At 65.6% G+C, this 20,484-nt stretch carries 21 protein-coding genes and 2 tRNA genes; 19 read left to right on the plus strand and 4 right to left on the minus strand.

All coding sequences use genetic code 11. The features are described from left to right. The first annotated feature begins 291 nt into the window (after window positions 1-291). The 16 genes from rplU to LOC60_RS05625 all read left to right on the plus strand — a co-directional run bounded on the left by rplU (window position 292) and on the right by LOC60_RS05625 (window position 13,594). A complete protein-coding gene (gene rplU / locus LOC60_RS05550; protein WP_146361875.1) occupies window positions 292-603 on the plus strand; it encodes a 50S ribosomal protein L21 in 312 nt (103 codons plus the stop codon). An 84-nt stretch (window positions 604-687) separates the two neighbouring features. Beyond that, window positions 688-951, plus strand: a complete 264-nt coding sequence (rpmA, locus tag LOC60_RS05555) for a 50S ribosomal protein L27 (RefSeq protein ID WP_104053918.1) — start codon at window positions 688-690, stop codon at window positions 949-951. 107 nt (window positions 952-1,058) lie between these two features. Further along, window positions 1,059-2,642: a GTPase ObgE gene (obgE, locus tag LOC60_RS05560; RefSeq protein ID WP_230023264.1), complete on the plus strand. Its 1,584-nt coding sequence runs from the start codon at window positions 1,059-1,061 to the stop codon at window positions 2,640-2,642. Between the two features lie 52 nt (window positions 2,643-2,694). Beyond that, complete coding sequence (proB, locus tag LOC60_RS05565; protein ID WP_230023267.1) at window positions 2,695-3,909, plus strand: glutamate 5-kinase; 1,215 nt, start codon at window positions 2,695-2,697, stop codon at window positions 3,907-3,909. Beyond that, window positions 3,906-5,237 (plus strand): glutamate-5-semialdehyde dehydrogenase, encoded by a 1,332-nt coding sequence (locus LOC60_RS05570; RefSeq protein WP_230023270.1) that lies wholly within the window; start codon window positions 3,906-3,908, stop codon window positions 5,235-5,237. The genes proB and LOC60_RS05570 overlap by 4 nt, the downstream gene beginning before the upstream one ends. 120 nt (window positions 5,238-5,357) lie before the next feature. Continuing rightward, window positions 5,358-5,600, plus strand: coding sequence for a hypothetical protein (locus tag LOC60_RS05575; RefSeq protein WP_230023271.1), 243 nt, complete (start codon window positions 5,358-5,360; stop codon window positions 5,598-5,600). Between the two features lie 35 nt (window positions 5,601-5,635). Next, window positions 5,636-6,301 (plus strand): nicotinate-nucleotide adenylyltransferase, encoded by a 666-nt coding sequence (gene nadD, locus LOC60_RS05580; protein ID WP_269440159.1) that lies wholly within the window; start codon window positions 5,636-5,638, stop codon window positions 6,299-6,301. Window positions 6,302-6,325: 24 nt separating this feature from the next. After that, complete coding sequence (locus LOC60_RS05585) at window positions 6,326-7,585, plus strand: hypothetical protein (protein WP_230023274.1); 1,260 nt, start codon at window positions 6,326-6,328, stop codon at window positions 7,583-7,585. Between the two features lie 24 nt (window positions 7,586-7,609). Continuing rightward, a complete protein-coding gene (gene rsfS / locus LOC60_RS05590; protein WP_230023277.1) occupies window positions 7,610-7,996 on the plus strand; it encodes a ribosome silencing factor in 387 nt (128 codons plus the stop codon). A gap of 9 nt (window positions 7,997-8,005) precedes the next feature. Next, window positions 8,006-8,689: a histidine phosphatase family protein gene (locus LOC60_RS05595; protein ID WP_230023280.1), complete on the plus strand. Its 684-nt coding sequence runs from the start codon at window positions 8,006-8,008 to the stop codon at window positions 8,687-8,689. 126 nt (window positions 8,690-8,815) lie between these two features. Next, window positions 8,816-8,891 (plus strand) — tRNA-Ala (locus tag LOC60_RS05600). A gap of 49 nt (window positions 8,892-8,940) precedes the next feature. Further along, window positions 8,941-9,016: transfer RNA gene (locus LOC60_RS05605), tRNA-Ala, on the plus strand. A 267-nt stretch (window positions 9,017-9,283) separates the two neighbouring features. Further along, window positions 9,284-10,933, plus strand: a complete 1,650-nt coding sequence (locus LOC60_RS05610; protein ID WP_230023283.1) for an FAD-dependent oxidoreductase — start codon at window positions 9,284-9,286, stop codon at window positions 10,931-10,933. A 152-nt stretch (window positions 10,934-11,085) separates the two neighbouring features. Continuing rightward, complete coding sequence (gene pnuC, locus LOC60_RS05615; RefSeq protein WP_230023286.1) at window positions 11,086-11,748, plus strand: nicotinamide riboside transporter PnuC; 663 nt, start codon at window positions 11,086-11,088, stop codon at window positions 11,746-11,748. Continuing rightward, complete coding sequence (locus LOC60_RS05620) at window positions 11,745-12,851, plus strand: AAA family ATPase (protein WP_230023310.1); 1,107 nt, start codon at window positions 11,745-11,747, stop codon at window positions 12,849-12,851. The genes pnuC and LOC60_RS05620 overlap by 4 nt, the downstream gene beginning before the upstream one ends. Next, window positions 12,851-13,594 (plus strand): NUDIX hydrolase, encoded by a 744-nt coding sequence (locus LOC60_RS05625; RefSeq protein WP_230023313.1) that lies wholly within the window; start codon window positions 12,851-12,853, stop codon window positions 13,592-13,594. The genes LOC60_RS05620 and LOC60_RS05625 overlap by 1 nt, the downstream gene beginning before the upstream one ends. Before the next feature lie 32 nt (window positions 13,595-13,626). Here the strand turns inward: LOC60_RS05625 and LOC60_RS05630 are convergent, their stop codons facing one another. Next, window positions 13,627-14,331: a lysoplasmalogenase gene (locus tag LOC60_RS05630; RefSeq protein ID WP_230023316.1), complete on the minus strand. Its 705-nt coding sequence runs from the start codon at window positions 14,329-14,331 to the stop codon at window positions 13,627-13,629. Window positions 14,332-14,541: 210 nt separating this feature from the next. On the opposite strand from LOC60_RS05630, the gene LOC60_RS05635 reads away from it, so the two are divergent. Continuing rightward, window positions 14,542-15,639, plus strand: coding sequence for a fatty acid desaturase family protein (locus tag LOC60_RS05635; RefSeq protein ID WP_230023319.1), 1,098 nt, complete (start codon window positions 14,542-14,544; stop codon window positions 15,637-15,639). A 61-nt stretch (window positions 15,640-15,700) separates the two neighbouring features. Then, on the plus strand, window positions 15,701-16,774 hold the full coding sequence (locus LOC60_RS05640; protein ID WP_230023322.1) for an App1 family protein: 1,074 nt from the start codon (window positions 15,701-15,703) through the stop codon (window positions 16,772-16,774). Window positions 16,775-16,839: 65 nt separating this feature from the next. On the opposite strand, the gene LOC60_RS05645 is transcribed toward LOC60_RS05640, so the two are convergent. From LOC60_RS05645 to LOC60_RS05655, 3 genes are all read right to left on the minus strand, one after another. Then, window positions 16,840-17,307, minus strand: a complete 468-nt coding sequence (locus LOC60_RS05645) for a hypothetical protein (RefSeq protein WP_230023324.1) — start codon at window positions 17,305-17,307, stop codon at window positions 16,840-16,842. A gap of 330 nt (window positions 17,308-17,637) precedes the next feature. Beyond that, window positions 17,638-18,738, minus strand: a complete 1,101-nt coding sequence (locus LOC60_RS05650) for an FUSC family protein (protein WP_230023326.1) — start codon at window positions 18,736-18,738, stop codon at window positions 17,638-17,640. A 40-nt stretch (window positions 18,739-18,778) separates the two neighbouring features. Further along, complete coding sequence (locus LOC60_RS05655; protein WP_230023329.1) at window positions 18,779-19,717, minus strand: LysR family transcriptional regulator; 939 nt, start codon at window positions 19,715-19,717, stop codon at window positions 18,779-18,781. A 442-nt stretch (window positions 19,718-20,159) separates the two neighbouring features. Between LOC60_RS05655 and nrdH the strand changes: the two genes are divergently transcribed. Then, on the plus strand, window positions 20,160-20,405 hold the full coding sequence (gene nrdH / locus LOC60_RS05660) for a glutaredoxin-like protein NrdH (protein ID WP_230023332.1): 246 nt from the start codon (window positions 20,160-20,162) through the stop codon (window positions 20,403-20,405). Window positions 20,406-20,484: the final 79 nt, after the last annotated feature.

Here is a 20,484-nt window from a genome sequence, read left to right on the forward strand (position 1 = left end):
CGCGGACCCGCCGGGGATGCCGATGCCCGGAACACCGGCCGCATGGGATAAAGTAGAGATCGAGCAGTGGCACCGGTTCGGTGGCGCCCATGGTCCTGGTGCATGTGTACACACGCAGGCACAGTCCGCATTTGCGGGTTATAGGACCATTAGCGTAGCCTTGAACTTCGGTGCGAACGCCTTCCAACCGTTTATCGGTTCAGGCGGAACTGCATGGCGCAAGGCGGGTCCAATCTGGACCTGGCTAAATGCGCATCCAAGTATTAAACGTCGAGAGAAGTGAGTTCCCAAGTGGTGTACGCGATTGTCCGCGCTGGCGGCCGCCAAGAAAAGGTTTCCGTCGGAGACCTCGTAACCCTGGACCGCGTCCCCGGTGGAGCCGGTAGCACCTTTGAGCTGCCTGCCCTGCTTTTGGTTGATGGCGACAAGGTCACCTCTGCTGCACAGGACCTGGCCAAGGTTACCGTGACTGCAGAAATCGTCGAGAACTTCCGGGGTCCGAAGATTGTCATCCAGAAGTTCAAGAACAAGACCGGCTACAAGAAGCGTCAGGGCTACCGCTCCTCGCTGACCAAGGTCAAGGTTACGTCCATCAACTCCTGATTCTCCTGCCGGCCCCAGGGCCGGGAACGCGGGTGTGATCCCGCCTGAGGGTTTCAATATCAGTTAGCAAAGGCAGGCAAAGAAATGGCACATAAGAAAGGTGCGAGTTCCACTCGCAACGGTCGCGACTCCAACGCCCAGTACCTCGGCGTAAAGCGTTTCGGCGGCCAGGTTGTCAAGGCAGGCGAAATCATCGTTCGCCAGCGTGGCACCCACTTCCACCCGGGTGAGGGCGTTGGCCGCGGAGGCGACGACACCCTGTTCGCCCTGGAAGCAGGCGCAGTTGAATTCGGCAGCCGTCGTGGCCGCCGCGTCGTGAACATCGTGGCTGCTGCAGCCGCCGAGTAATCACCGGCATTTAGCTTTTCCGACGGGGCGGGCCTTGATGGCCCGCCCCGTCGTTTTTTAAGCCAAGTAGAATTGGCATGATCAAGAAGTTCCTCTGAAGGAGAACCATGGCCAGCTTTGTAGACCGCGTAGTGCTGCACGTTTCGGGCGGTACAGGCGGCCATGGTTGCGTGTCCGTCAAGCGTGAAAAGTTCAAGCCCCTGGGTGGGCCCGACGGCGGCAACGGCGGCGACGGCGGCGACGTCATCCTGCGCGTTGACACGAATACCACCACCCTGCTGGACTACCACCACGCCCCGCACCGGCACGCCACCAACGGCGGCAACGGGATGGGCGACTGGCGCGCAGGCAAGACCGGCGAGACACTGATCCTTTCGGTGCCGGACGGCACCGTCGTCAAGAACAAGGCCGGCGACGTCCTGGCGGACCTGGTAGGGGAGGGCGCCGAATACATCGCTGCCGCCGGTGGCCAGGGCGGCCTCGGCAACTCCTCGCTTTCCTCGCAGAAGCGCAAGGCTCCCGGATTCGCGCTGCTGGGCGTCCCCGGCGAAGAGGCCGACATTGTCCTGGAGCTCAAGTCCATTGCCGATATTGCACTGGTCGGCTTCCCGTCGGCCGGCAAGTCCTCGCTGATTGCCGCCATCTCCGCTGCCCGGCCGAAGATCGCCGACTACCCCTTCACCACGCTGATCCCGAACCTGGGCGTTGTCCAGTCCGGTGACGTGCGCTTTACCGTCGCCGATGTTCCCGGCCTGATTGAAGGCGCCTCGGAAGGCAAGGGGCTGGGCCACAACTTCCTGCGCCACGTGGAACGCTGCGCCGCCCTGGTGCACGTGCTGGACTGCGCCGCACTGGAAACGGACCGCGACCCCATTGGGGACCTCGAAGTCATTGAGCGGGAGCTCGAGAAGTACGAAGTGGACATGAGCTACGCGGGCACCGACGGCGACGTCGTCCCGCTGAACCGCCGTCCCCGCCTTATCGCCCTGAACAAGGTGGACGTTCCTGACGGCCGCGACATGGCCGAGTTCGTCCGGCCGGAACTGGAGAAGCGCGGATACCGCGTGTTCGAGGTTTCCGCGTCCAGCCATGAAGGCCTGCGTGAACTCGGGTTCGCCATGGCTGCCATCGTCAAGGACGCCCGTGACGCCGTGGAGAAGGCTCCGCCGCGCATCCAGCCGCCGGTCCTGAAGCCGCGCGGCGCCAACTACAAGGGCGGCTTCCTGATCCGCCGCGAAGAGCGCAACCTCGAGCCGCTCTTCCGCGTCCTGGGCGAGAAGCCGGTTCGCTGGGTCCAGCAGACCGACTTCACCAATGACGAAGCCGTCGGCTACCTGGCGGACCGCCTGGCCAAGCTGGGCGTGGAGGAGAAACTGTTCAAGGAAGGCGCCAAGCCCGGTGACGCCGTGGTCATCGGCGAAGGCGACGGCGTCGTCTTCGACTGGGAGCCCACGATGATCGGCGGAGCGGAACTGCTTGCCGCTTCCCCGCGCGGCAGCGACATCCGCGTCGAAGACTTCTCCCGCCCCACCCGCGAGGAAAAGCGCAGCGACCACCAGAAGCGCAAGGATGCCCGCGCCGCGGCCCGAGACGAGCTCGAAGCCGAACGCAAGGCAGGCATCTGGACCGAGTCCGTGAACTACAAGCACTCCTCCCGCCCTGCGGACGTCGAGGGTAACGAAGAAGAGTAACTCCTTCATCTTGCCGGTAGGGACGGGGTGCAGCGCATAGGCTGGGCAGGTTATGAGTGAACACATCGAATTCGCCACACCTGCCCGCCGTGCGCTGACCTCGCGCTCCGGACTTGCCCGCGCCCGCCGGGTGGTCGTCAAAGTGGGCTCCTCGTCCCTGACCTCGGTGGCGGGCGGGATCTCCGACTCTGCCCTGAAGTCCCTGGCCGACGTGTTGTCCGCCCGGCATGCGGAGGGCACCGAGATCATCCTGGTCTCGTCCGGAGCCATCAGTGCCGGCCTGGCGCCGCTGGGCCTGACCAAGCGCCCGGCCCAGCTTTCCTCGCAGCAGGCTGCTGCGAGCGTGGGGCAGGGCCTCCTGATGGCGCGGTACACCTCCGCCTTCAGTGCGCACGGTGTCACGGTCAGCCAGGTCCTGCTCACCATTGACGACCTGATGCGCCGCACGCACCACGCCAACGCGCACCGGGCCATGGAACGGCTGCTGAACTTCGGCGTCCTGCCGATTGTCAACGAGAACGACGCCGTCGCCAGCCACGAAATCCGTTTCGGCGACAATGACCGTCTGGCCGCCCTCGTGGCGCACCTCGTGAAGGCCGACGCGCTCATCCTGCTCTCCGACGTCGACGCCCTCTACGACGGTCCGCCGTCCGAGGGCGCCCGCCGCATCCCCGAAGTCACCGGTCCCAAGGACCTTGCGGACGTACGGATCGGCAAGGTGGGCAAGGCCGGCGTCGGTACCGGCGGGATGGCGACCAAGGTCGAAGCAGCCACCATTGCCGCGGAGTCGGGCATCCCGGCACTGGTCACGTCCACGGCCAACGCAGCCGCCGCGCTGGCCGGAGAAGACGTGGGCACGTGGTTCACCACCCGCGGCCGGCGCCGGTCCATCCGCCTGCTGTGGCTCGCCCACCTCGCCCGCATTCAAGGCACCCTGGTGCTCGACGACGGCGCCGCACGGGCGGTGGGGGACCGGCACCGTTCGCTGCTGCCGGCGGGAATCACTGCCGTGAAGGGGCAATTCGAGCCCGGTGACGCCGTCGCCCTGGTCGACACTGCGGGCCGCGTGATTGCCCACGGGCTGACCAACTACGGTTCCGACGAGCTGCCCTCCATGCTTGGCCGCTCCACCCGGGAACTGTCCCGCGAACTGGGGCGCGGCTATGAACGTGCGGTGGTGCACGTCAACGACCTCGTTCTCCTGCATCCCCACGAGGCACCGGCAACCGCGCCGGAAACCGGTACCCGACCTACACTTGGGACATGACTTCCGTGAACACTTCCGAAGCAGCCGCCGCCGAACTGGAACCCGCCGGAACCGCCGCCGCGGGGGAGGACAGCGTCGAAGCCCGGGTGCATGCCCTGGCGGACCGTTCCCGCACCGCCGCACGGCGCCTGGCGCGGGCCAACCGTGCCTGGAAGGACCGCGCCCTGCGGCAGATCGCGCAGAACGTCAACGCGAAACAGGACGCCATCCTCGCTGCCAATGCCAAGGATGTGGCGGCAGGCCGGGAAAACGGGACCTCAACAGCCATGCTGGACCGGCTGTCGCTGACCCCCGCGCGCATCACCGCGCTGGCTGCAGCATTGGAGAACCTCGCCGGGCTTCCTGATCCGGTGGGGTCGGTTGCCCGCGGCCAGACGCTGCCCAACGGCCTGCGGCTGCGCCAGGTGCACGTACCCATGGGCGTGGTGGCGGCAATCTACGAAGCCCGCCCCAACGTCACGCTCGATATTGCCGGACTGGCCCTGAAAAGCGGCAACGCGGTGCTCCTGCGGGGCGGCAGTGCTGCGGCGGCCACCAACGCTGTCCTGGTGGAGATCATCCGCGACTCCCTCGAAGACGTGGGCCTGCCCGCGGACGCCGTGCAGAGCGTTGACCAATACGGCCGTGAAGGCGCCAACATACTGATGAAGGCGCGGGGCCGGGTGGATGTGCTGATTCCCCGCGGCGGCCGGTCCCTGATCCAGTCCGTCGTCACCAACGCCACCGTTCCCGTCATCGAAACGGGGGAGGGCAACGTGCACATCTACCTGGACCGCACCGCGCCGGTGGAAATGGCCGTCGATATCCTGCTCAATGCCAAAACACAGCGCCCCAGCGTCTGCAACACCGTCGAAACCCTGCTCATCCACGACGGCGCTCCGGCGGCGCCGGACGTCCTGGCTGCCCTGGCCGCTGCCGGCGTCCGCCTGCACGCCGATCCCCGTGCCATGGACCTGCTCCCCGCCGGCGTCAGCGCGGAACCCGCCGACGACGGCGACTGGGGGCGTGAATACATGGACCTGGACCTGGCTGTGGCGGTGGTGGACAGCCTGGACGATGCCCTGGAGCACATCAGGCGCTGGACCACCGGACACACCGAAGCGATCATCACCAACGACCTGGCCAACGCTGAGCGGTTCATTGCCGAGATTGACTCGGCCGCGGTGATTGTCAACGCCTCCACCAGGTTTACGGACGGCGGAGAACTGGGGCTTGGAGCCGAGGTGGGCATTTCCACGCAGAAGATGCATGCCCGCGGTCCCATGGGGCTGAAGGAACTGACCACCACCAAATGGATCATCCAGGGCGACGGCCAGATCCGCGGCTAGTTCGCTCCAGTGCGCCCTGCGACGGGTGCGGCTGCGATGTGCACTCCGTTACGCGTACCATTGACTAGAACCCGTTCCGCCGGCTGCCCGGCGGAACCTATCGATCTCTAGGGGAGATACATGCTGATCCAGCTTACGGGCGCCGTGCTTACTGCTGCGGAGATGGCCGAAGAACACCACGTTGAACTGCCGGCGTCTCCGTACGTCTACGGCGGGGTGATCTTTGCGGCGCTGCTGCTACTGATGCTGATCACGGTGTCTTTCAGCAACGTGGGCAACCGCCACACGGCCGAGCCGGAGCACGTTGACCCCCAGCGCCAGTTCCCCGACAAGCATGACCACGGCCAGGCCATCCGGGACTGACCCCGTACGTGGAGTCAGCGAAGGCGTTCTTCCCCATGGGTGAACCGCAGCGGACGGAAAGCAACGGAAAACGCAGATTCCGCCTCGGAGTCATGGGTGGAACGTTCGACCCGATTCACCACGGCCACCTGGTGGCGGCAAGCGAAGTGGCGTCCACATTCGACCTTGACGAGGTTGTCTTTGTGCCCACCGGCGATCCGTGGCATAAGCCGGCCAAACAGCAGGTGAGCCCGGCCGAACACCGGTACCTGATGACGGTCATCGCGACGGCGTCGAACCCGCGCTTCACGGTGAGCCGGGTCGATATTGACCGCCCCGGACCCACGTACACCATCGACACACTGCGCGATTTGAAGGCAGCGAGGCCCGAGGCCGATCTGTTCTTCATCACCGGCGCCGATGCCATGGCGCAGATCCTGTCCTGGAAAGACATCCAGGAACTGTGGTCCCTGGCGCGTTTCGTGGGGGTGACGCGGCCCGGGCATGTCCTGGAAAACGTCGGCCGGGATGATGTTGTCCTGATGGATGTGCCCGCGATGGCGATTTCGTCGACTGACTGCCGGCGCCGCGTGGCCGAAGGTAACCCCGTGTGGTACCTCGTGCCGGACGGAGTGGTGCAGTACATCGCAAAGCACCGCCTGTATGCCGCAGGACAGCAGGCCCTGGGCTCCGCGAAAACCGAATCAGAACCAGTAGCGTAAACACATATACCGGATGGGTAGGAAATGACTAACGGTCCAGAGTCCGCGCCGCGGCGCAGCCGCCGGGCGGCCGACGTACCTGTGGATTCCCCGGCCGGGCCGCGGGAACGTGAGTCCCAGCAGCGCGCCCGTGACAGGGAAGCGCTGCGTGCGTACAAGGCCCTGGCCGACACGCAGGAGCGCCCGGACCCGGAAACCGCCCTGCCTACCCGCCGCCAGTTGAGACTTCAGCAGCAGCAGCGTGCCGCAGCGGCAGGCAGCCGGACGACCCCTGTGCCGGCGGCCGCCGTCGAGTCGCCCGCCGTCCGCCCGGCCGCATCCGGACCGCTTGCCGAAACCCCGTCACCTGCCAGTGTGCCCCTGCGCCGGGAACGACGCCGGCAGTCGCCGGCAGCGGCTGTGGACGGGGAGTCGGAGGCTCCGGATCTACAGGCTGCCGAAACCGAGCACGAGCAGGAAACCGGCTCCCGGGTGCAGGCATCCCGCCAGCAGAGCCGGCGCTCGGCAACAGCGACCCCGGAATCGGAGCCCACGGCAACGGAGTCCGTGACGGCGGTACCCGTTGCCGGGGCCGCTGCAGGCACCGATCCCAATGCCGACGTCGAGGGCATGAGCGTGGAGCAGGCCCTGGCCGCCCGCCAGGCACTCGAGGGGCAGGCCCGCAACCACGTCGCGGCTATGGAAGCGATGGAGGCCCAGGACCCGCAGGCGGTGGACCTGGAACTGCTGGCACAGCAGAAAGCCCTGGCTGAACGTGCCAAGGTGCTGAACCGCCGCACCCGGGCCATAGAGAAGCTGTCCCGGGAAAATGAGCAGCGCAGGCCCTCGTCCGGCGATCCGAGCACTGCCCACAACCTGGCCATGGTGACCCCGCTCGAATTCGTCAACGTCCCCGGGATGGAACATCCCGTGATGAAGGCACCGCCCACCTCGCATGTGCCTGTCGTCACCGCTGCGACGCAGCAGGCGGCGGCACCGGCCGACCGGCCCGTGGCCCCTGCCCAGCGTCCGGCGTCCGCGCCGCGCCGGAAACCTGTGGGTGCTACGGACGTGCGCCATTCACGGATCCTGGCCCGCGCGGATGCGCTGGTCAATGCACCGGATGAGGAAGCGGCCAGCCCAATCGGAGCCCGAAGCGCCTTCGGGCTCGACCCACTAGATGTCATGACGGCCGGACTCGGCCGTACCCGGAGGCTGCGTTTTGCAGCCGCCGGTGTTGCAGGTCTGGGCACACTTGCCCTGATCGTCGGAATATTAATGATCGTCGGCGGCCTTGGCGGCTGACCGATTACCCCAAGGAGACACACTTTGAGCGCCACCGAATCTTCCATTGACATCGCACGGGCGGCGGCGAAAGCGGCGTCGGCCAAGATTGCCGACGACATTGTCGCAATCGACGTGAGCGAACGCCTCGCCATCACCGATGTCTTCCTCATTGCCTCCGCGTCGAACGAACGCCAGGTCAACTCCATTGTTGACGGCATCGAAGAGGAACTGGCAAAGATGGACCTCAAGCCCATCCGCCGTGAGGGGCGCAGCGAAGGCCGCTGGGTCCTGCTGGACTACGCCAACGTCGTAGTGCACGTGCAGCACGAAGAAGACCGGGTGTTCTACGCACTGGAGCGCCTGTGGAAGGACTGCCCCGAGGTTGACCTTCAGCTCGAAGACGCCCCTGCCGGCGCCGAGTCCGAGTAGCCTGCACACGTGAGCGCCCCAGCCCCCTGGGATCCGGATACCGCGTCGCGCCGGGTGGTTTTCTGGCGCCACGGCCGCACCGAGTGGAACCGGGTGGGACGTTTCCAGGGGCAGCAGGATATTGCCCTTGACGACGACGGCACCCGCCAGGCAGCCGAGGCTGCGGCAGTGCTGCGGTTCCTCGAGCCGGACATCATTGTTTCCTCGGACCTGAGCCGTGCCCTTAATACGGGCAGGGCCCTGGCCGCGGAGACGGGCGTTGCCGTTGCACAGGACAAGCGCCTGCGCGAAACCTTCGCCGGCACGTGGGAGGGGCAGACCTTCACGCAGATCGCCGAGCAGGACGCGCCGTTGCTCGCGGCCTGGTCCGCCGGCGTCGGCAGCGCCCGGGCCGGCGGCGGCGAAACACGTGTCGACGTCGGCAGGCGGGTAGCCGAAGCCGTGGGTGAGGCGGTCGAGGGACTGCCCGCCGGCGGCACCCTGGTGGCAGTAAGCCACGGCGGAGCGATCCGCGCCGGAATCTGTGCCCTGCTCGGCCTGCCCACGGAGTCCTGGGCAGTCATTTCGGGAGTATCCAACTGCCACTGGTCCGTCCTGCAGGAAATCCCGGACCGCCACGGGAATTCCGCCTGGCACCTGGCCCAGCACAATGTAGGGCTGGACTCGCTCCCCAGCGGCCCGGTGGAGGGCTGACGACCCTGTCGGAAGCCCGGCAGGGGAGCGGAGTTATGGATTTTGCGCTCCTGTTGATTTGTACTAAGGTAGAGGAGTTGCTTCGCCCCGGTGAACGGAAAAGTGAGGCAGACAACCTTTAGTTTTGGGGCTGTGGCGCAGCTGGTAGCGCACCTGCATGGCATGCAGGGGGTCAGGGGTTCGAGTCCCCTCAGCTCCACCAAAACCTTCGGGAAACCGGAGGGTTTGCGGTGGACAACCACTGAAAGTTCGGGGCTGTGGCGCAGCTGGTAGCGCACCTGCATGGCATGCAGGGGGTCAGGGGTTCGAGTCCCCTCAGCTCCACCAAGGAAGAGGTCTGAGTAATCAGGCCTCTTTTTGCATGTCCGGACAACATGGTTTCGGGGCAGTACGCCCGCGCCTCCCATCGTTCCGCTCCCCCAGCCCTCGCTGTGCCCTCAGGGTCGTTCTGCCCGCTTTCCAAGCGCCCCCCGCATAGCGCATCCGGCCTTTCTCTGTGATACTCCCCACCATGGGGACGGGAACGCCCGTTGTTGCTTAGCCGGAGCCTGCCAGTCCCGTGACCTTTATTCAGAAAAACGGGGAGGCACTCTGATGGAAGAAGTAGACGTTGTTGTGGTCGGCGCAGGGACGGGAATGTTCGCGGCGCTTGCCGCCGCGCATCACGGAATGTCCGCCCTGGTGGTGGAGAAATCTCCGTATGTAGGGGGATCAACTTCGCTGTCCGGAGGCGGCTTTTGGATCCCCGGCAACTCCATCCTGGAGGAGAACGGCCAGAAAGAGGACCCGGAACGGATCCGTACCTATCTCAGGGAAGCCACCCGGGGCGAAGTGAAGGACGAACGCTGGCAGACCCACATCGATGCGGGCCGCGCCACCGTCGACCTGCTGCGAAGCATGACGCCGCTGAAGTTCCAGTTCATGAACGAATACGCCGACTATTTCCCCGAGCTCCCGGGAGGGTCGGCGACAGGGAGGGCCTGCGAGCCCAAACCGTTCGATGCCAAATCATTGGGCGCCGACCGGGCGCTTCTGCGGGCACCCAAACTCAAGGCACCGTTTCCCATGCCGATTACCAGCCGCGCCTACAAATGGCTGAACCTGGTGGCCCGCAGCCCCAAGGGGGTGCTTGCCGGTGCCCGCCAGCTGGGCCTGGGGGTAGGCGGCATGGCGCTTGGGCGTGAGTACCTGGCCGGCGGACAGGCACTGGCTGCAGGCCTCCTGGCCGGGCTGCGAAAGGCAGGGGTGCCGATTTGGACGCAGACACCGCTGGATGACCTGATCATCGAAGACGGACGTGTTACCGGCGTCGTCGTGGAGCGGGACGGGCTCAAAACCAGGGTGCGCGCCCGCCGCGGGGTCATCTTGGCCACGGGAGGGTTCGACCGAAACGCCGGGATGCGGCATGAATTCCAGTCTCCTTACGTCGACGGGTCCTGGAGCTTCGGCGCAGAGTCCAATACGGGCGATGTCGTTTCCATTGCCCAAAGCCACGGAGCGGATCTGGCATTCATGGATGCAGCCTGGTGGTTCCCCGCCGTGCCCGTCCCGGGGCCCATGCCGGGCGCACTCCTTGCAGAGCGGTCGCTCCCGGGACAGATCATTGTCAACGGCAGTGGACGGCGCTTCATGAACGAAGCCGTGAACTACATGACCGCCGGGCAGATCATCACGTCGAAGCACACTCCGGAAGACCCCCACATTCCGGCCTGGATGATCTTCGACCAGCGATACCGCAACCGCTATCTGTTCGGCGGCGGGCTGTTCCCGCGCCAGCCCCTGCCCAAGGCCTGGTATGACGCGGGCATTGCCAAGCAGGAGCCAACCCTTGAAAAGCTCGCCTCCTCGCTGGGCATGGCGGAGCTGCCTGCAACGGTGGAGCGGTTCAACAGCCTGGCGGGGGCAGGGCGGGACGACGACTTCGGCCGGGGCGACAGCGCGTACGACCGCTACTACGGGGACCCCACGGTTTCACCCAATCCGTGTCTTGGGCCTATCGACGCCGGCCCGTACTACGCAGTGCAGGTTGTCCCGGGGGATCTGGGCACCTGCGGCGGCATACGCGCCGATGCCAACGGGCAGGCCCTGGCTACGGACGGCAGCACGATTCCCGGGTTGTACGCAATCGGAAACGCCGCCGGGAATGCTTTCGGACGGGTGTACCCGGGGCCCGGTGCCACCATCGGGCAGGGCCTGACCTTCGGGTATGCCGCGGCGCGGAATCTGGCCGACGTGCAGGACTGACCTGGTTCGGTGACGCCCCGCCCGCCACGGCGGGCGGGGCTTTATCTACATGTGACCTAGATCTCACTATTGGTGCAGACCAGCCCTTCCGTTCTCCCTCCGCCGGCCCTAGGCTACTCATTGTCACATTGACAATAAATCAGGGGAGCGACATGAACGCAGTACTGGACTGGATGAACTCGCCGGCGGCAAACCTGCTCGGAGCACCCGTCAGCTGGATCGAAGTCATCGGATTCGTCACCGGAGCGGCCTGCGTCTACGGCGTCGCCCGGCAAAAGGCCTGGAACTGGCCCGTGGGCATCGTCAACAACATTGCGTTCATGATCCTGTTCTTCGGTGCCGGGCTCTACGGGGAGACCGTCCTGCAGGCCGTGTTTGCGGCAGTCGCCGTCTACGGCTGGTACAACTGGGTCCGCGGCGCCAGGGACACGGAGCAGAAAAGCGACCTGCCCATCCGCGACGCCAGCCGGAACGAAATCATCGCCGGGATCGCCGCCGTCGTCCTGGCCACCGCAGGGATCGCCATGATCCTCACCCATGGAACGGACTCCGAGGTTCCCTGGCCCGACGCCTTCGTCCTGGCGGCATCGCTCCTGGCCACGTACGGACAGGCCAAGAAGATCTTCCAGCACTGGTACGTGTGGATTGCCATCGACCTTGTCAGCGTTCCGCTCTACTTCTCCCGCGGCCTCAACCTGACCGGCCTCCTTTACATCGGCTTCACCGCCCTCTGCGTCTACGGCCTTATCGACTGGAAGCGCACCCGCACCGCAGCCGCCCGCACGGGCGCCGCAACGGGAAAGGTGCCGGCATGAGCCTGTTCAAACAGGGCGTCGTGATCGGCAAATTCTTTCCGCCGCATACCGGCCACCGGCATCTCATTGCCACCGCGTCGGAGCAGTGCGCCGGGCTTGCCGTCGTCGTCCTTGGCAGCCGGTTCGAGAACATCAGCCTTGCCGACCGCGTGAAATGGCTCGCCGCTGAGTTCGAGGAGAGCAACGTCACCGTCATCGGCATGCCGGATGACTGCCCCGTGGACTACGCTTCCCGCGCGATCTGGAAGGCGCACAACGAAGTGCTGCGTCTTGCCCTCAAGCTCAAGGGCATCACGGCCGTCGACGCCGTCTTCAGCTCGGAAGAGTACGGCGCAACGCTGGCTGAGGACTTCGGAGCCGCCCACGTTATGGTCGACCACGCCCGGGCCGCCTACCCGGTCAGCAGCACCCTTTGCCGCGATGACCTCAGCGCGGCCTGGCGGAACATCATCAAGCCCGCCCGCCAGGACCTGGCCGTGCGCATCATCGTGGTCGGTGCCGAATCCACCGGCACCACCACCCTGGCCCGGGCCCTGACCGGCCACTACCGGGGCCGCTATCCCGAGCTGGTGGACGTTCCCGAGTTCGGCCGCCAGTTCACCTACGATAAGTTTGCCGAGCTGCAGGCACGGAAGCCCGACGCCGTCCTCTCCGACATGGTCTGGACGGCGGAGGATTTCGCCCTCATCGGAGAACGCCAGAACCAGATGGAGAACGAGGCGGCGGCACGGTGCCCCCTGGTGATTGCCGACACCGATGTCATCACCACCTCCCTCTTTGAACGCGTCTACATCGGCGAGCAGAGCTACGGCTCCTATCACGCCGTCGACCGGCTGCCGCACCGCGACCTGTACCTCATTACCGACCACGACGGCGTGCCCTTCGAGGACGACGGCTGGCGCGACGCCGAGCACCCCCGCGCCGAAATGACCGAGTGGTTCAAGGAGGAGCTCACGGCAGCCGGCCATTCCTGGATCCTTGTTTCCGGCACCCCGCAGGAGCGGATTGCCGCGGCAACTGGGATAATCGACCTCATCATCGCCCAGCGGAACAGCTTTACCTCCCCGCCCTGGGCAACACGGACGGTATTGACGGGAGCCTGATGGCCGGCGAAGAAGAGCAGTTCCTTCAGGACTACGCGCCCAGGGAGTATCCCTCCGTTGCGCTGACCGTGGATCTGGTCGTCTTCGCCGTCTCCGGAAGCACTCTCCATGCCGCCTTCGTCCGCCGCGGAGGGCACCCCTTCAAGGGGTCCCTGGCGCTGCCGGGCGGGTTTGTCGGTCCGAATGAGGACGCCCTTGCAGCAGCCTGGCGCGAGCTGGAGGAGGAGACTGGGCTGGATCTTGGTGCCCACCGCGCCCACGTCGAGCAGCTGGCCACCTACAGCGCACCGAACCGCGACCCCCGCATGCGTGTCGTTTCCGTCGCCCACCTTGCACTGCTCGCGACCGACGGCCGCGTCCTGCCCGCACTCAATCCCGGCACCGACACGTCGGCGGCGCACTGGCTGCCCGTGTACGAAGTCCTCGCCACTGAGAAGCTTGCCTTCGACCACCGTGAGATCCTCACCGCCGCTCTTGGGCGCCTCGCCGGCAAGATCGAATACACCCTCGCCGCTGCCAGGCTCCTGCCCGAGGAGTTCGCCCTCTACCAGCTGCGCCGGGTCTACCAGGCCGTGTGGAACACCGACAAGCTCGACGCCGGCAACTTCACCCGCAAGATGACGGGCGCGCTGCATGACACCGGGCGCAAGGCCGCCCGCGGCAAGGGCGCACCGGCCGCGCTGTTCACGGTTCGGGATGAGTATCTCAGCCCTCCGATGATCCGCCCCGCCACGGAGACCTGACGCGTTTTCCGCCGGTAACGGGGAATAGTCCGTCAGCGCACCCCGCGCCAGGTCCGCAGGACCCCTGCGGCAATGAGGCCCTGCCCGGCACAGTAAGTCAGCATCACGAGCGGATTGGTCCAGTCCGGCATCTGCCCGGGCAAAAAGATCCGGCCGGCCAGGACCGTGTCCGAGGCCAGGAACAGCAGGCCGCCGGCTGCCACCATCGGCCGGCACCGCGCCGCCGTCGCCGCCGTGCCGGCGAGGACAATGCCGTAGGCCGCCACGGCGAAGGCGAGGCCGCCGAGGGCCGGCCAGAGGACCAGCAGCATCAGCACCCACCACAACCCAAAGACCAGTGCCCACCGGGGAAGAGGTCCGGCCTGGGCATACCGCGCCAGCAGCCAGATGTAACAAATGTGGGCAATACCGAACGAACCAAGCATGACCGGCAGTTCCGGTGCCGAGGGGAAGAACGCGGCCGCCCCATCGCCGATCCAGGAGAAAAACAGTGCGGCCAGCAGCAGTGCAGCCGGCAGTTTCCGGCCGGAAGGCCCGCGGAGCAGTCCGCGCGCACCCCACAGGACGGCAACGGCAAGCAACGGCATCAGGGTGAGCTTGGTGGGCTCCGCGATGTCGGTGGCTTCGGCTGCACGTGCCCCGATATGAACAGCTGAGGCCGCGGCGAAGGGAAGGAACCCCCACCACCACGAGCGGGGCAGGGCTGCGGTCTGGTTACGGACGGTCGCGGTAGCCATGGCACTCCTTTGGGTCGGCTGCAGCCCATCGTACGGTGCCTGCCGGGAACGGGACCGCCGGCGTCCCGGTACCCGGTCCGGAGAGGCGGCGGCAAAAGGTCACGGGAGTGTCACAGACAAACACCAGACTTCCGGGTTAGGCTGATCACATCTGCAGAGCGGAACCGCTCGTCACCCCGGCTGGGAAGTCGTACATCACCTGAAGGCCGAATGAGCATAACCGCATCCTCCACTGCATCCGTTGATGAAAGCCCGAGCGAAAAGAAGCCGCGCAGGAACAACGTCACCAGCACCTACTCCGGACTGCTCAAGGCTGTCCGCGATGAAGGACTGCTGAAGCGCCGGAGCTCTTTTTACATCACCACGTTCGTGTTTCTGTGCCTCGGCCTGGTGGCCGCTGCCACAGGGTCCTTCTTTATCGGGGAAAGCTGGTTCCAGCTGCTGATCGCCGCTGCGCTGGGCATCCTCCTGACCCAGCTGGCGTTTATTGCCCATGAGGCTTCGCACCGGCAGGTCTTCGAATCGGGACCGGCGAATGACCGTGCCGGCAAGTTCGTGGCAAACGCCGTCGTCGGCATCAGTTACCAGTGGTGGATGAACAAGCACAGCCGGCACCATGCCAACCCCAATACGGTGGGCAAGGATCCGGACATCGACATGGATACCATCTCCTTCCTGCCGGAGCAGGCAGCACGGCAGAAGGGCTTTATGGCCTGGTTTGCACGCCGCCAGGGCTGGCTGTTCTTCCCGCTGCTGATGCTGGAGGGCATCAACCTGCATGCGACGTCCATCAAGCACCTGTTCGAGAACAAGCAGGTCAAGGGCCGTATTTCCGAACTGGTTATGGTCTTCACCCGCCTGGGCCTTTACCTGGCTGCCGTGTTCTTCTTCCTGCCGGTGGGAATGGCCTTCGCCTTCATCGGCGTGCAGCTTGCCGTCTTCGGTGTGTACATGGGCGCTTCCTTTGCCCCGAACCACAAGGGCATGCCGATCCTGCCCAGGGATTCCAAGGTGGACTTCCTCGGCCGCCAGGTCCTTACCTCCCGGAACATTGTCGGCCGGGGTATGAACACCCTGATGGGCGGACTGAACTACCAGGTGGAGCACCACCTGTTCCCGAGCATGCCCCGGCCGTCGCTGGCCCGGGCCAGCGAACTGGTGAAGGAACACTGCGCCAAGCATTCCATCCCCTACACCGAGACCACACTCGTGCAGTCCTACGCCATCGTGGTTCGGTACCTCAACGAGGTGGGCCTCTCCGCACGTGATCCGTTCGACTGCCCGGTTCGCTCCAAGTACCGTATCTAGCGCGCGATTCACGCGGGCACTGGCGAACACCTGCATTCGACGCATCTGACAGACTAGGAATATGACAAAAAACCCCGTAGCCCGTCCGGCGGACAAAACCCCGGTGGCCCACCTCGGCATGCGCATGGAGGATTCCCTGCACGCATGGCGCGATGAACGTGCCCGGAAGCGGGGGGACGTGCAGATCGTCCTCCCTTTCACCGGGTACGGCTCCACCGAATGGGTGCGCGTCCTCGGCCGGGTAGTCCTGGCCAAGCCCGGGTATTTTGACGGCGCTGAAAAGTCGATGGCGTCCAAGGCGATCGCCGACGGCATCCGCGGCTGGCGGAACTTCACGAGCCCGCCGGTCAACAAAGCCACGGTCACGGTGGTTGTGGGTGACCAGAAGCATGTGGTCACTGCCGACCGCGGGGGAGTGGTCGACGCCGTCCTTCCGGCGGACCTGGCTCCGGGATGGACCACCATCCTGCTCCGGTCTGAAGACGGCGAGGAAACCACGGCGCCCATCTACGTGGTGGATCCCGCGGCCGAGGTGGGCGTGGTGTCCGATATCGACGACACCATCATGGTCACCGCCCTGCCGCGTCCGATGCTGGCCGCGTGGAACACCTTCGTCCTGGACGAACATGCCCGCACACCCACTCCGGGAATGGCCGTGATGATGGACCGCCTGGCACGGGAAAACCCCGTGGGCCCGGTGCTCTACCTCTCGACCGGGGCCTGGAATGTCGCTGCCACGCTGACCCGGTTCATTACCCGCAACCTGTATCCGGCCGGTCCGCTGCTGCTGACCGACTGGGGTCCCACCACGGACCGCTGGTTCCGCAGCGGACAGGCGCACAAGCGCACCCAGCTGGAACGCCTGTCCCAGGAATTCCCGGACATCAAGTGGCTGCTGATCGGCGACAACGGCCAGCATGACGAAGAGATCTATGCCGACTTCGCACAGCGCCACCCGGAGAACGTCCGCGCCATCGCCATCCGCCAGCTCTCGGCCGGCGAAGCGGTACTGGCCGGTGGACGGACGGGGAAGCCGGGGGAGACCCCGGTGGACGTGCCGTGGATTTACGCCCCGGACGGCGCCGGGATGGCCCGTCAGCTTGCCGAGATCGGTCTGTTGACGGACGAGGGGTAGACCCGCGCATCTCGCATAAAACGGCCCGTGCCCTGGGAAATCCCAAGGCACGGGCTGTTTTGCGTTTAGGGCAGTTCTGCCTCGGTGATGGTCACACCCCAGGGAACGCCTTCGGTCCCGTACACGTTCACATCTAGTTCCCCTGCGGCGGGCCTGATGTCCACGGTCAGCGAGTGATTGTTGGCGTCCGGCCCGCATGAGAGCTTCATTGGTCCTACCTTGGCCATCTCGATGGTGATGGTACCTGTCCGGTTACAGGCTGCCTGCAGGGTGACGGCCTCGGCATTAACCTTGATGCCTTGAACGGACCGGGCGCCGCGGTCCCCTTCCAGATTCAGGATCTGGGTGACCAGGACGGCTGTGCCCGGCTCCGGTGCCGTGACAGGGACTGCGGAGTCGGAGGGATTTGCTGCGGCGCTGGTCTCCGGGACAGCGGAACCTTCCGCTGTGTCTGCTGGAGAACAACTCGACAGGAACAATGCGCCAAAACTAAATGCGGCGATTGCCGGCATTGCGATTCTGCGTTGTTGCATTGGTTCTCCCTTTAACTCGGGAGGCCCTCCATGTTGTCTAACCCGGATTTCCGGGCGGCTGACCCCGACGGATGGTGCTTTGTGATGCGCAGTGCACTGTGTCTTTCTCTTTCGCAGTCTTGCTTTCCCGCAGGGCAGTGTCAACCTTGCGGGTCCTGCGAAGGAATGTCGAACACCCCTGAATGCCTGTCATTGCACGCCTATTGCGGGAATTGAATTAGTTTCAGAACGGCGGCTTTACCCGGTGAAGTCGTCCGCTATAAGCGCTGGCAAATCAGCGGCGGAAATCCAGGGCGGGCTATTCGCCGGCGGGCAGGACACTAACGCGGCCTAGGCGTCGCCGTCGGACTCCGTGTTGATGATCCGAAGGATGCGGCGCAGGTCCATGGCCAGGGCCGCCGTCGCATCCACCGGGCTGTCCGCCGAGCCCGAGGTGTTGACCAGCCGCACCAGTTCCACAAGTGCCTTGGTTGCCGTCGAATGCTCTTCACTTTCGGGATCCCACGTCTCCACCGCCTCGCCGCAGGCATTCACGGCGTCGGCCAGCGGAACGATCAGTGCCGCCGGGACAGCCACATGCTCCGGGTTGCGCCAGATGGCGTCCGTGAGGACTTCGGTCATGTCCTTCACATGCCGGGTGGCACGTTCCATGGCCCGCAGTGCCCGGTAGTCGGCAGTGAAATCACGTCTGTACTTGCGGCTGCGGATGTTTCCGTGCCGGCTGTTGTCTGCCAGCTCCACGGCTTCCCGGACCTCCTTGGTCAGGGTATCCAGTTCGCTCTCGCGCTGGGACCAGTCCTCGTGTTTAGGCGGCCAGGTTTCCTCCAGCGCCGTGCCCATGTCCCGCAGCTGCCGAGCCAGCGACTTCCGCAGCGTCACCAGCCCGTTGACGGCGCCGTTCAGGTGCAGGGGCGGGAAGACAAGGGCATTGACGGCCAGCCCGACACCAACGCCTACCAGCATCTGCACCCCGTAGCCGAACGAGTAGCCGTCCGGATCATCACCGCCCAGGACCAGCACGAACAACGCAGCCATCGGCACGTATTCCCGGCCGGACGCGCCCAGGAAGGACAGCCCGCCAAGCAGTACGCCGATGCCCACGATCACCGAGATCGTCCAGACATTCGGGGTGCCGATCAGCAGTGCCCCCAGCGCCAGGAGCATGCCGGTCACCAGGCCCGCCAAGGTCTCCATGCCGGTGCGGAACGAACCGGACACTGTGGGGTACATGCTGACAATGGCACCCAAAGGCGCGTAGTACGGGTACTGCGAAGCCACCCCCGGCACATGCGGGGCGAGTGTCCAGGCGATGCCGACAGCGAGGGTCGCCTTGAAGGCGAGCTGGAAGCGGGTGACCCGCAGGACTCCGGTTACCCGGTTGGTAACGGCACTCAATGACCGTTTGGAGATGGTTTTTTCGCCAGTGGTCATGTTTCGAGTATGGCCCGGGGCCAACCCCGAAAACGACTTTTCAGCCCTGCTGCGGGCCGTATGTGGGGAGCGGCACTATGCTCCGCCGGCCCAGCACATCCGCCAGCCGGTCGAGGAAGAGCCGGACCTGGACGTTCTGCTCGTGGATCAGGAGGGCGAAGATGCTGCGTGCCAGCCGGATCTCCGGGACGTCCAGCACCACCGTGCCGGCGGGACGGTTCAGCAGCGCCAGCTCCGGCACCAGCGCCGCGCCCAGGCCGGCGGAAGCCATCGCCAGGCTGGCATTGAAGTCGTCACAGTACGCGGCCACCTGCGGGTGGAGGCTGCAGCTGGCGAAAAGCCGCTCAATCACCAGCGCATCGGGGGTGCCGGGGTGGTGCATGATCCAGGGCATCCCCGCCAGCTGTTCGGCCGTCACCTCGGCGCCGCTGCGGATCCCCCAGGATTCGGGCAGCACCACCCGGAAGTTATCGTCACCCAGCCATCGGCGGCGGATGGAGGACGGCCAGGCCAGGCCGCCCTGGCCCACCTGGTACACCAGTGCGACGTCGAGGTTCCCGCCGGTGCGCAGGCCCTGGATGGTCTGTGCGGGTTCCGCAACGGAAAGCAGCAGCTCAATTCCCAGGTCCCGCCACTGGGGCGAGGCCAGCAGTTCCGGGAGGGCGAAGGTGGCCAGGCTGGGGAAGATGCCCAGCCGCAGCTCCTGCCCGCTGCCCGGTCCCGGCCGTGCGGCGGCTGCCAGGAGGGCGTCCATGTCGGTGAGCACCTTGACGGCGTGCCGGGACATGACGACGGCGGCTTCGGTGGGGGAGGCCGTGCGGGCCGAACGCTCGAACAGGCGTGCTCCGGTGTCCTTCTCCAGGGCTGACATCTGTTGGGACACCGCGGACGCCGTATAGCCCAGCCGCAGGGCGGCGGCGGCAAACGACCCGGTGCGGAGAACCTCCAACAGCGTCTTCAGGTGCACGGGGTTCACCATGTCCGCTGCCCTCCTTCCTCGCCCCGGCGGGGTCGACCACAAGATCTAGTGTTGGCCGGTACTAGACCCGACACGCCCACGGTACGCGACACGCGTGAATCTTGCCTGCCTCGTCACATGCCCGCCGGGTTCTGCACAGGCTGTGGAGAACCCCCGCGGAGCCGCGGAAATCCCGCCGGAATACGCGGCATCCCCTGTGCACAAACTGTGGACGACGGGCCTGCGTAATGACATACTTGTAATACATCATGTAGGGGTTCCACCTCAGGGGGCGCACTAGATGTAGTGTCTGGGCATGGAACTGGATGTAGTATCTAGGAACAGACTTCGAGAGCTTCACCAAGCTCCGCAAGCAGTTTTTTGAGCACCACGCACGTCCAGCACCGCCAGCTTCATCCAGCAGCACAGAACAGACTTCACGCTTCACTAGGGGAGACCAGCCATGACCGTTACGGTTTACACCAAGCCCGCCTGCGTACAGTGCAACGCCACTTACCGCGCCCTCGACAAGAAGGGCATTGTGTACCAGAGCGTGGACATGTCGCAGGACCCCGAGGCCCTCGAGCGCGTCCGTGCAATGGGCTACATGCAGGCACCCGTTGTCGTCACCGAGCAGGACTCCTGGTCCGGCTTCCGGCCCGACAAGATCGAAGAGCTGTCCCAGGCACAGGTTTCCTCCGTAGCCTAGGGTTCCCCCGGGCCCCGCAGGCCCTCGGCTTCCCGCCGCAGCAACCCGCATCACGCACCACCCGCGCAATACCCGTCAG

The organism is Arthrobacter sp. zg-Y769 (assembly GCF_020907405.1).
GTDB lineage: Bacteria > Actinomycetota > Actinomycetes > Actinomycetales > Micrococcaceae > Arthrobacter_B.

Excerpts from the sequence above, each read along its gene's own strand:
- LOC60_RS05575 (WP_230023271.1), top strand. The coding sequence starts at position 5,358 with ATGCTGATCCAGCTTACGGGCGCCGTGCTTACTGCTGCGGAGATGGCC.
- LOC60_RS05655 (WP_230023329.1), bottom strand. The coding sequence starts at position 19,717 with ATGGTGAACCCCGTGCACCTGAAGACGCTGTTGGAGGTTCTCCGCACC.
- LOC60_RS05585 (WP_230023274.1), top strand. The coding sequence starts at position 6,326 with ATGACTAACGGTCCAGAGTCCGCGCCGCGGCGCAGCCGCCGGGCGGCC.
- LOC60_RS05610 (WP_230023283.1), top strand. The coding sequence starts at position 9,284 with ATGGAAGAAGTAGACGTTGTTGTGGTCGGCGCAGGGACGGGAATGTTC.
- nadD (WP_269440159.1), top strand. The coding sequence starts at position 5,636 with ATGGGTGAACCGCAGCGGACGGAAAGCAACGGAAAACGCAGATTCCGC.
- rpmA (WP_104053918.1), top strand. The coding sequence starts at position 688 with ATGGCACATAAGAAAGGTGCGAGTTCCACTCGCAACGGTCGCGACTCC.
- LOC60_RS05625 (WP_230023313.1), top strand. The coding sequence starts at position 12,851 with ATGGCCGGCGAAGAAGAGCAGTTCCTTCAGGACTACGCGCCCAGGGAG.
- LOC60_RS05570 (WP_230023270.1), top strand. The coding sequence starts at position 3,906 with ATGACTTCCGTGAACACTTCCGAAGCAGCCGCCGCCGAACTGGAACCC.
- nrdH (WP_230023332.1), top strand. The coding sequence starts at position 20,160 with ATGACCGTTACGGTTTACACCAAGCCCGCCTGCGTACAGTGCAACGCC.
- obgE (WP_230023264.1), top strand. The coding sequence starts at position 1,059 with ATGGCCAGCTTTGTAGACCGCGTAGTGCTGCACGTTTCGGGCGGTACA.
- LOC60_RS05630 (WP_230023316.1), bottom strand. The coding sequence starts at position 14,331 with ATGGCTACCGCGACCGTCCGTAACCAGACCGCAGCCCTGCCCCGCTCG.
- pnuC (WP_230023286.1), top strand. The coding sequence starts at position 11,086 with ATGAACGCAGTACTGGACTGGATGAACTCGCCGGCGGCAAACCTGCTC.
- LOC60_RS05650 (WP_230023326.1), bottom strand. The coding sequence starts at position 18,738 with ATGACCACTGGCGAAAAAACCATCTCCAAACGGTCATTGAGTGCCGTT.
- LOC60_RS05635 (WP_230023319.1), top strand. The coding sequence starts at position 14,542 with ATGAGCATAACCGCATCCTCCACTGCATCCGTTGATGAAAGCCCGAGC.
- LOC60_RS05645 (WP_230023324.1), bottom strand. The coding sequence starts at position 17,307 with ATGCAACAACGCAGAATCGCAATGCCGGCAATCGCCGCATTTAGTTTT.
- LOC60_RS05620 (WP_230023310.1), top strand. The coding sequence starts at position 11,745 with ATGAGCCTGTTCAAACAGGGCGTCGTGATCGGCAAATTCTTTCCGCCG.
- proB (WP_230023267.1), top strand. The coding sequence starts at position 2,695 with ATGAGTGAACACATCGAATTCGCCACACCTGCCCGCCGTGCGCTGACC.
- LOC60_RS05640 (WP_230023322.1), top strand. The coding sequence starts at position 15,701 with ATGACAAAAAACCCCGTAGCCCGTCCGGCGGACAAAACCCCGGTGGCC.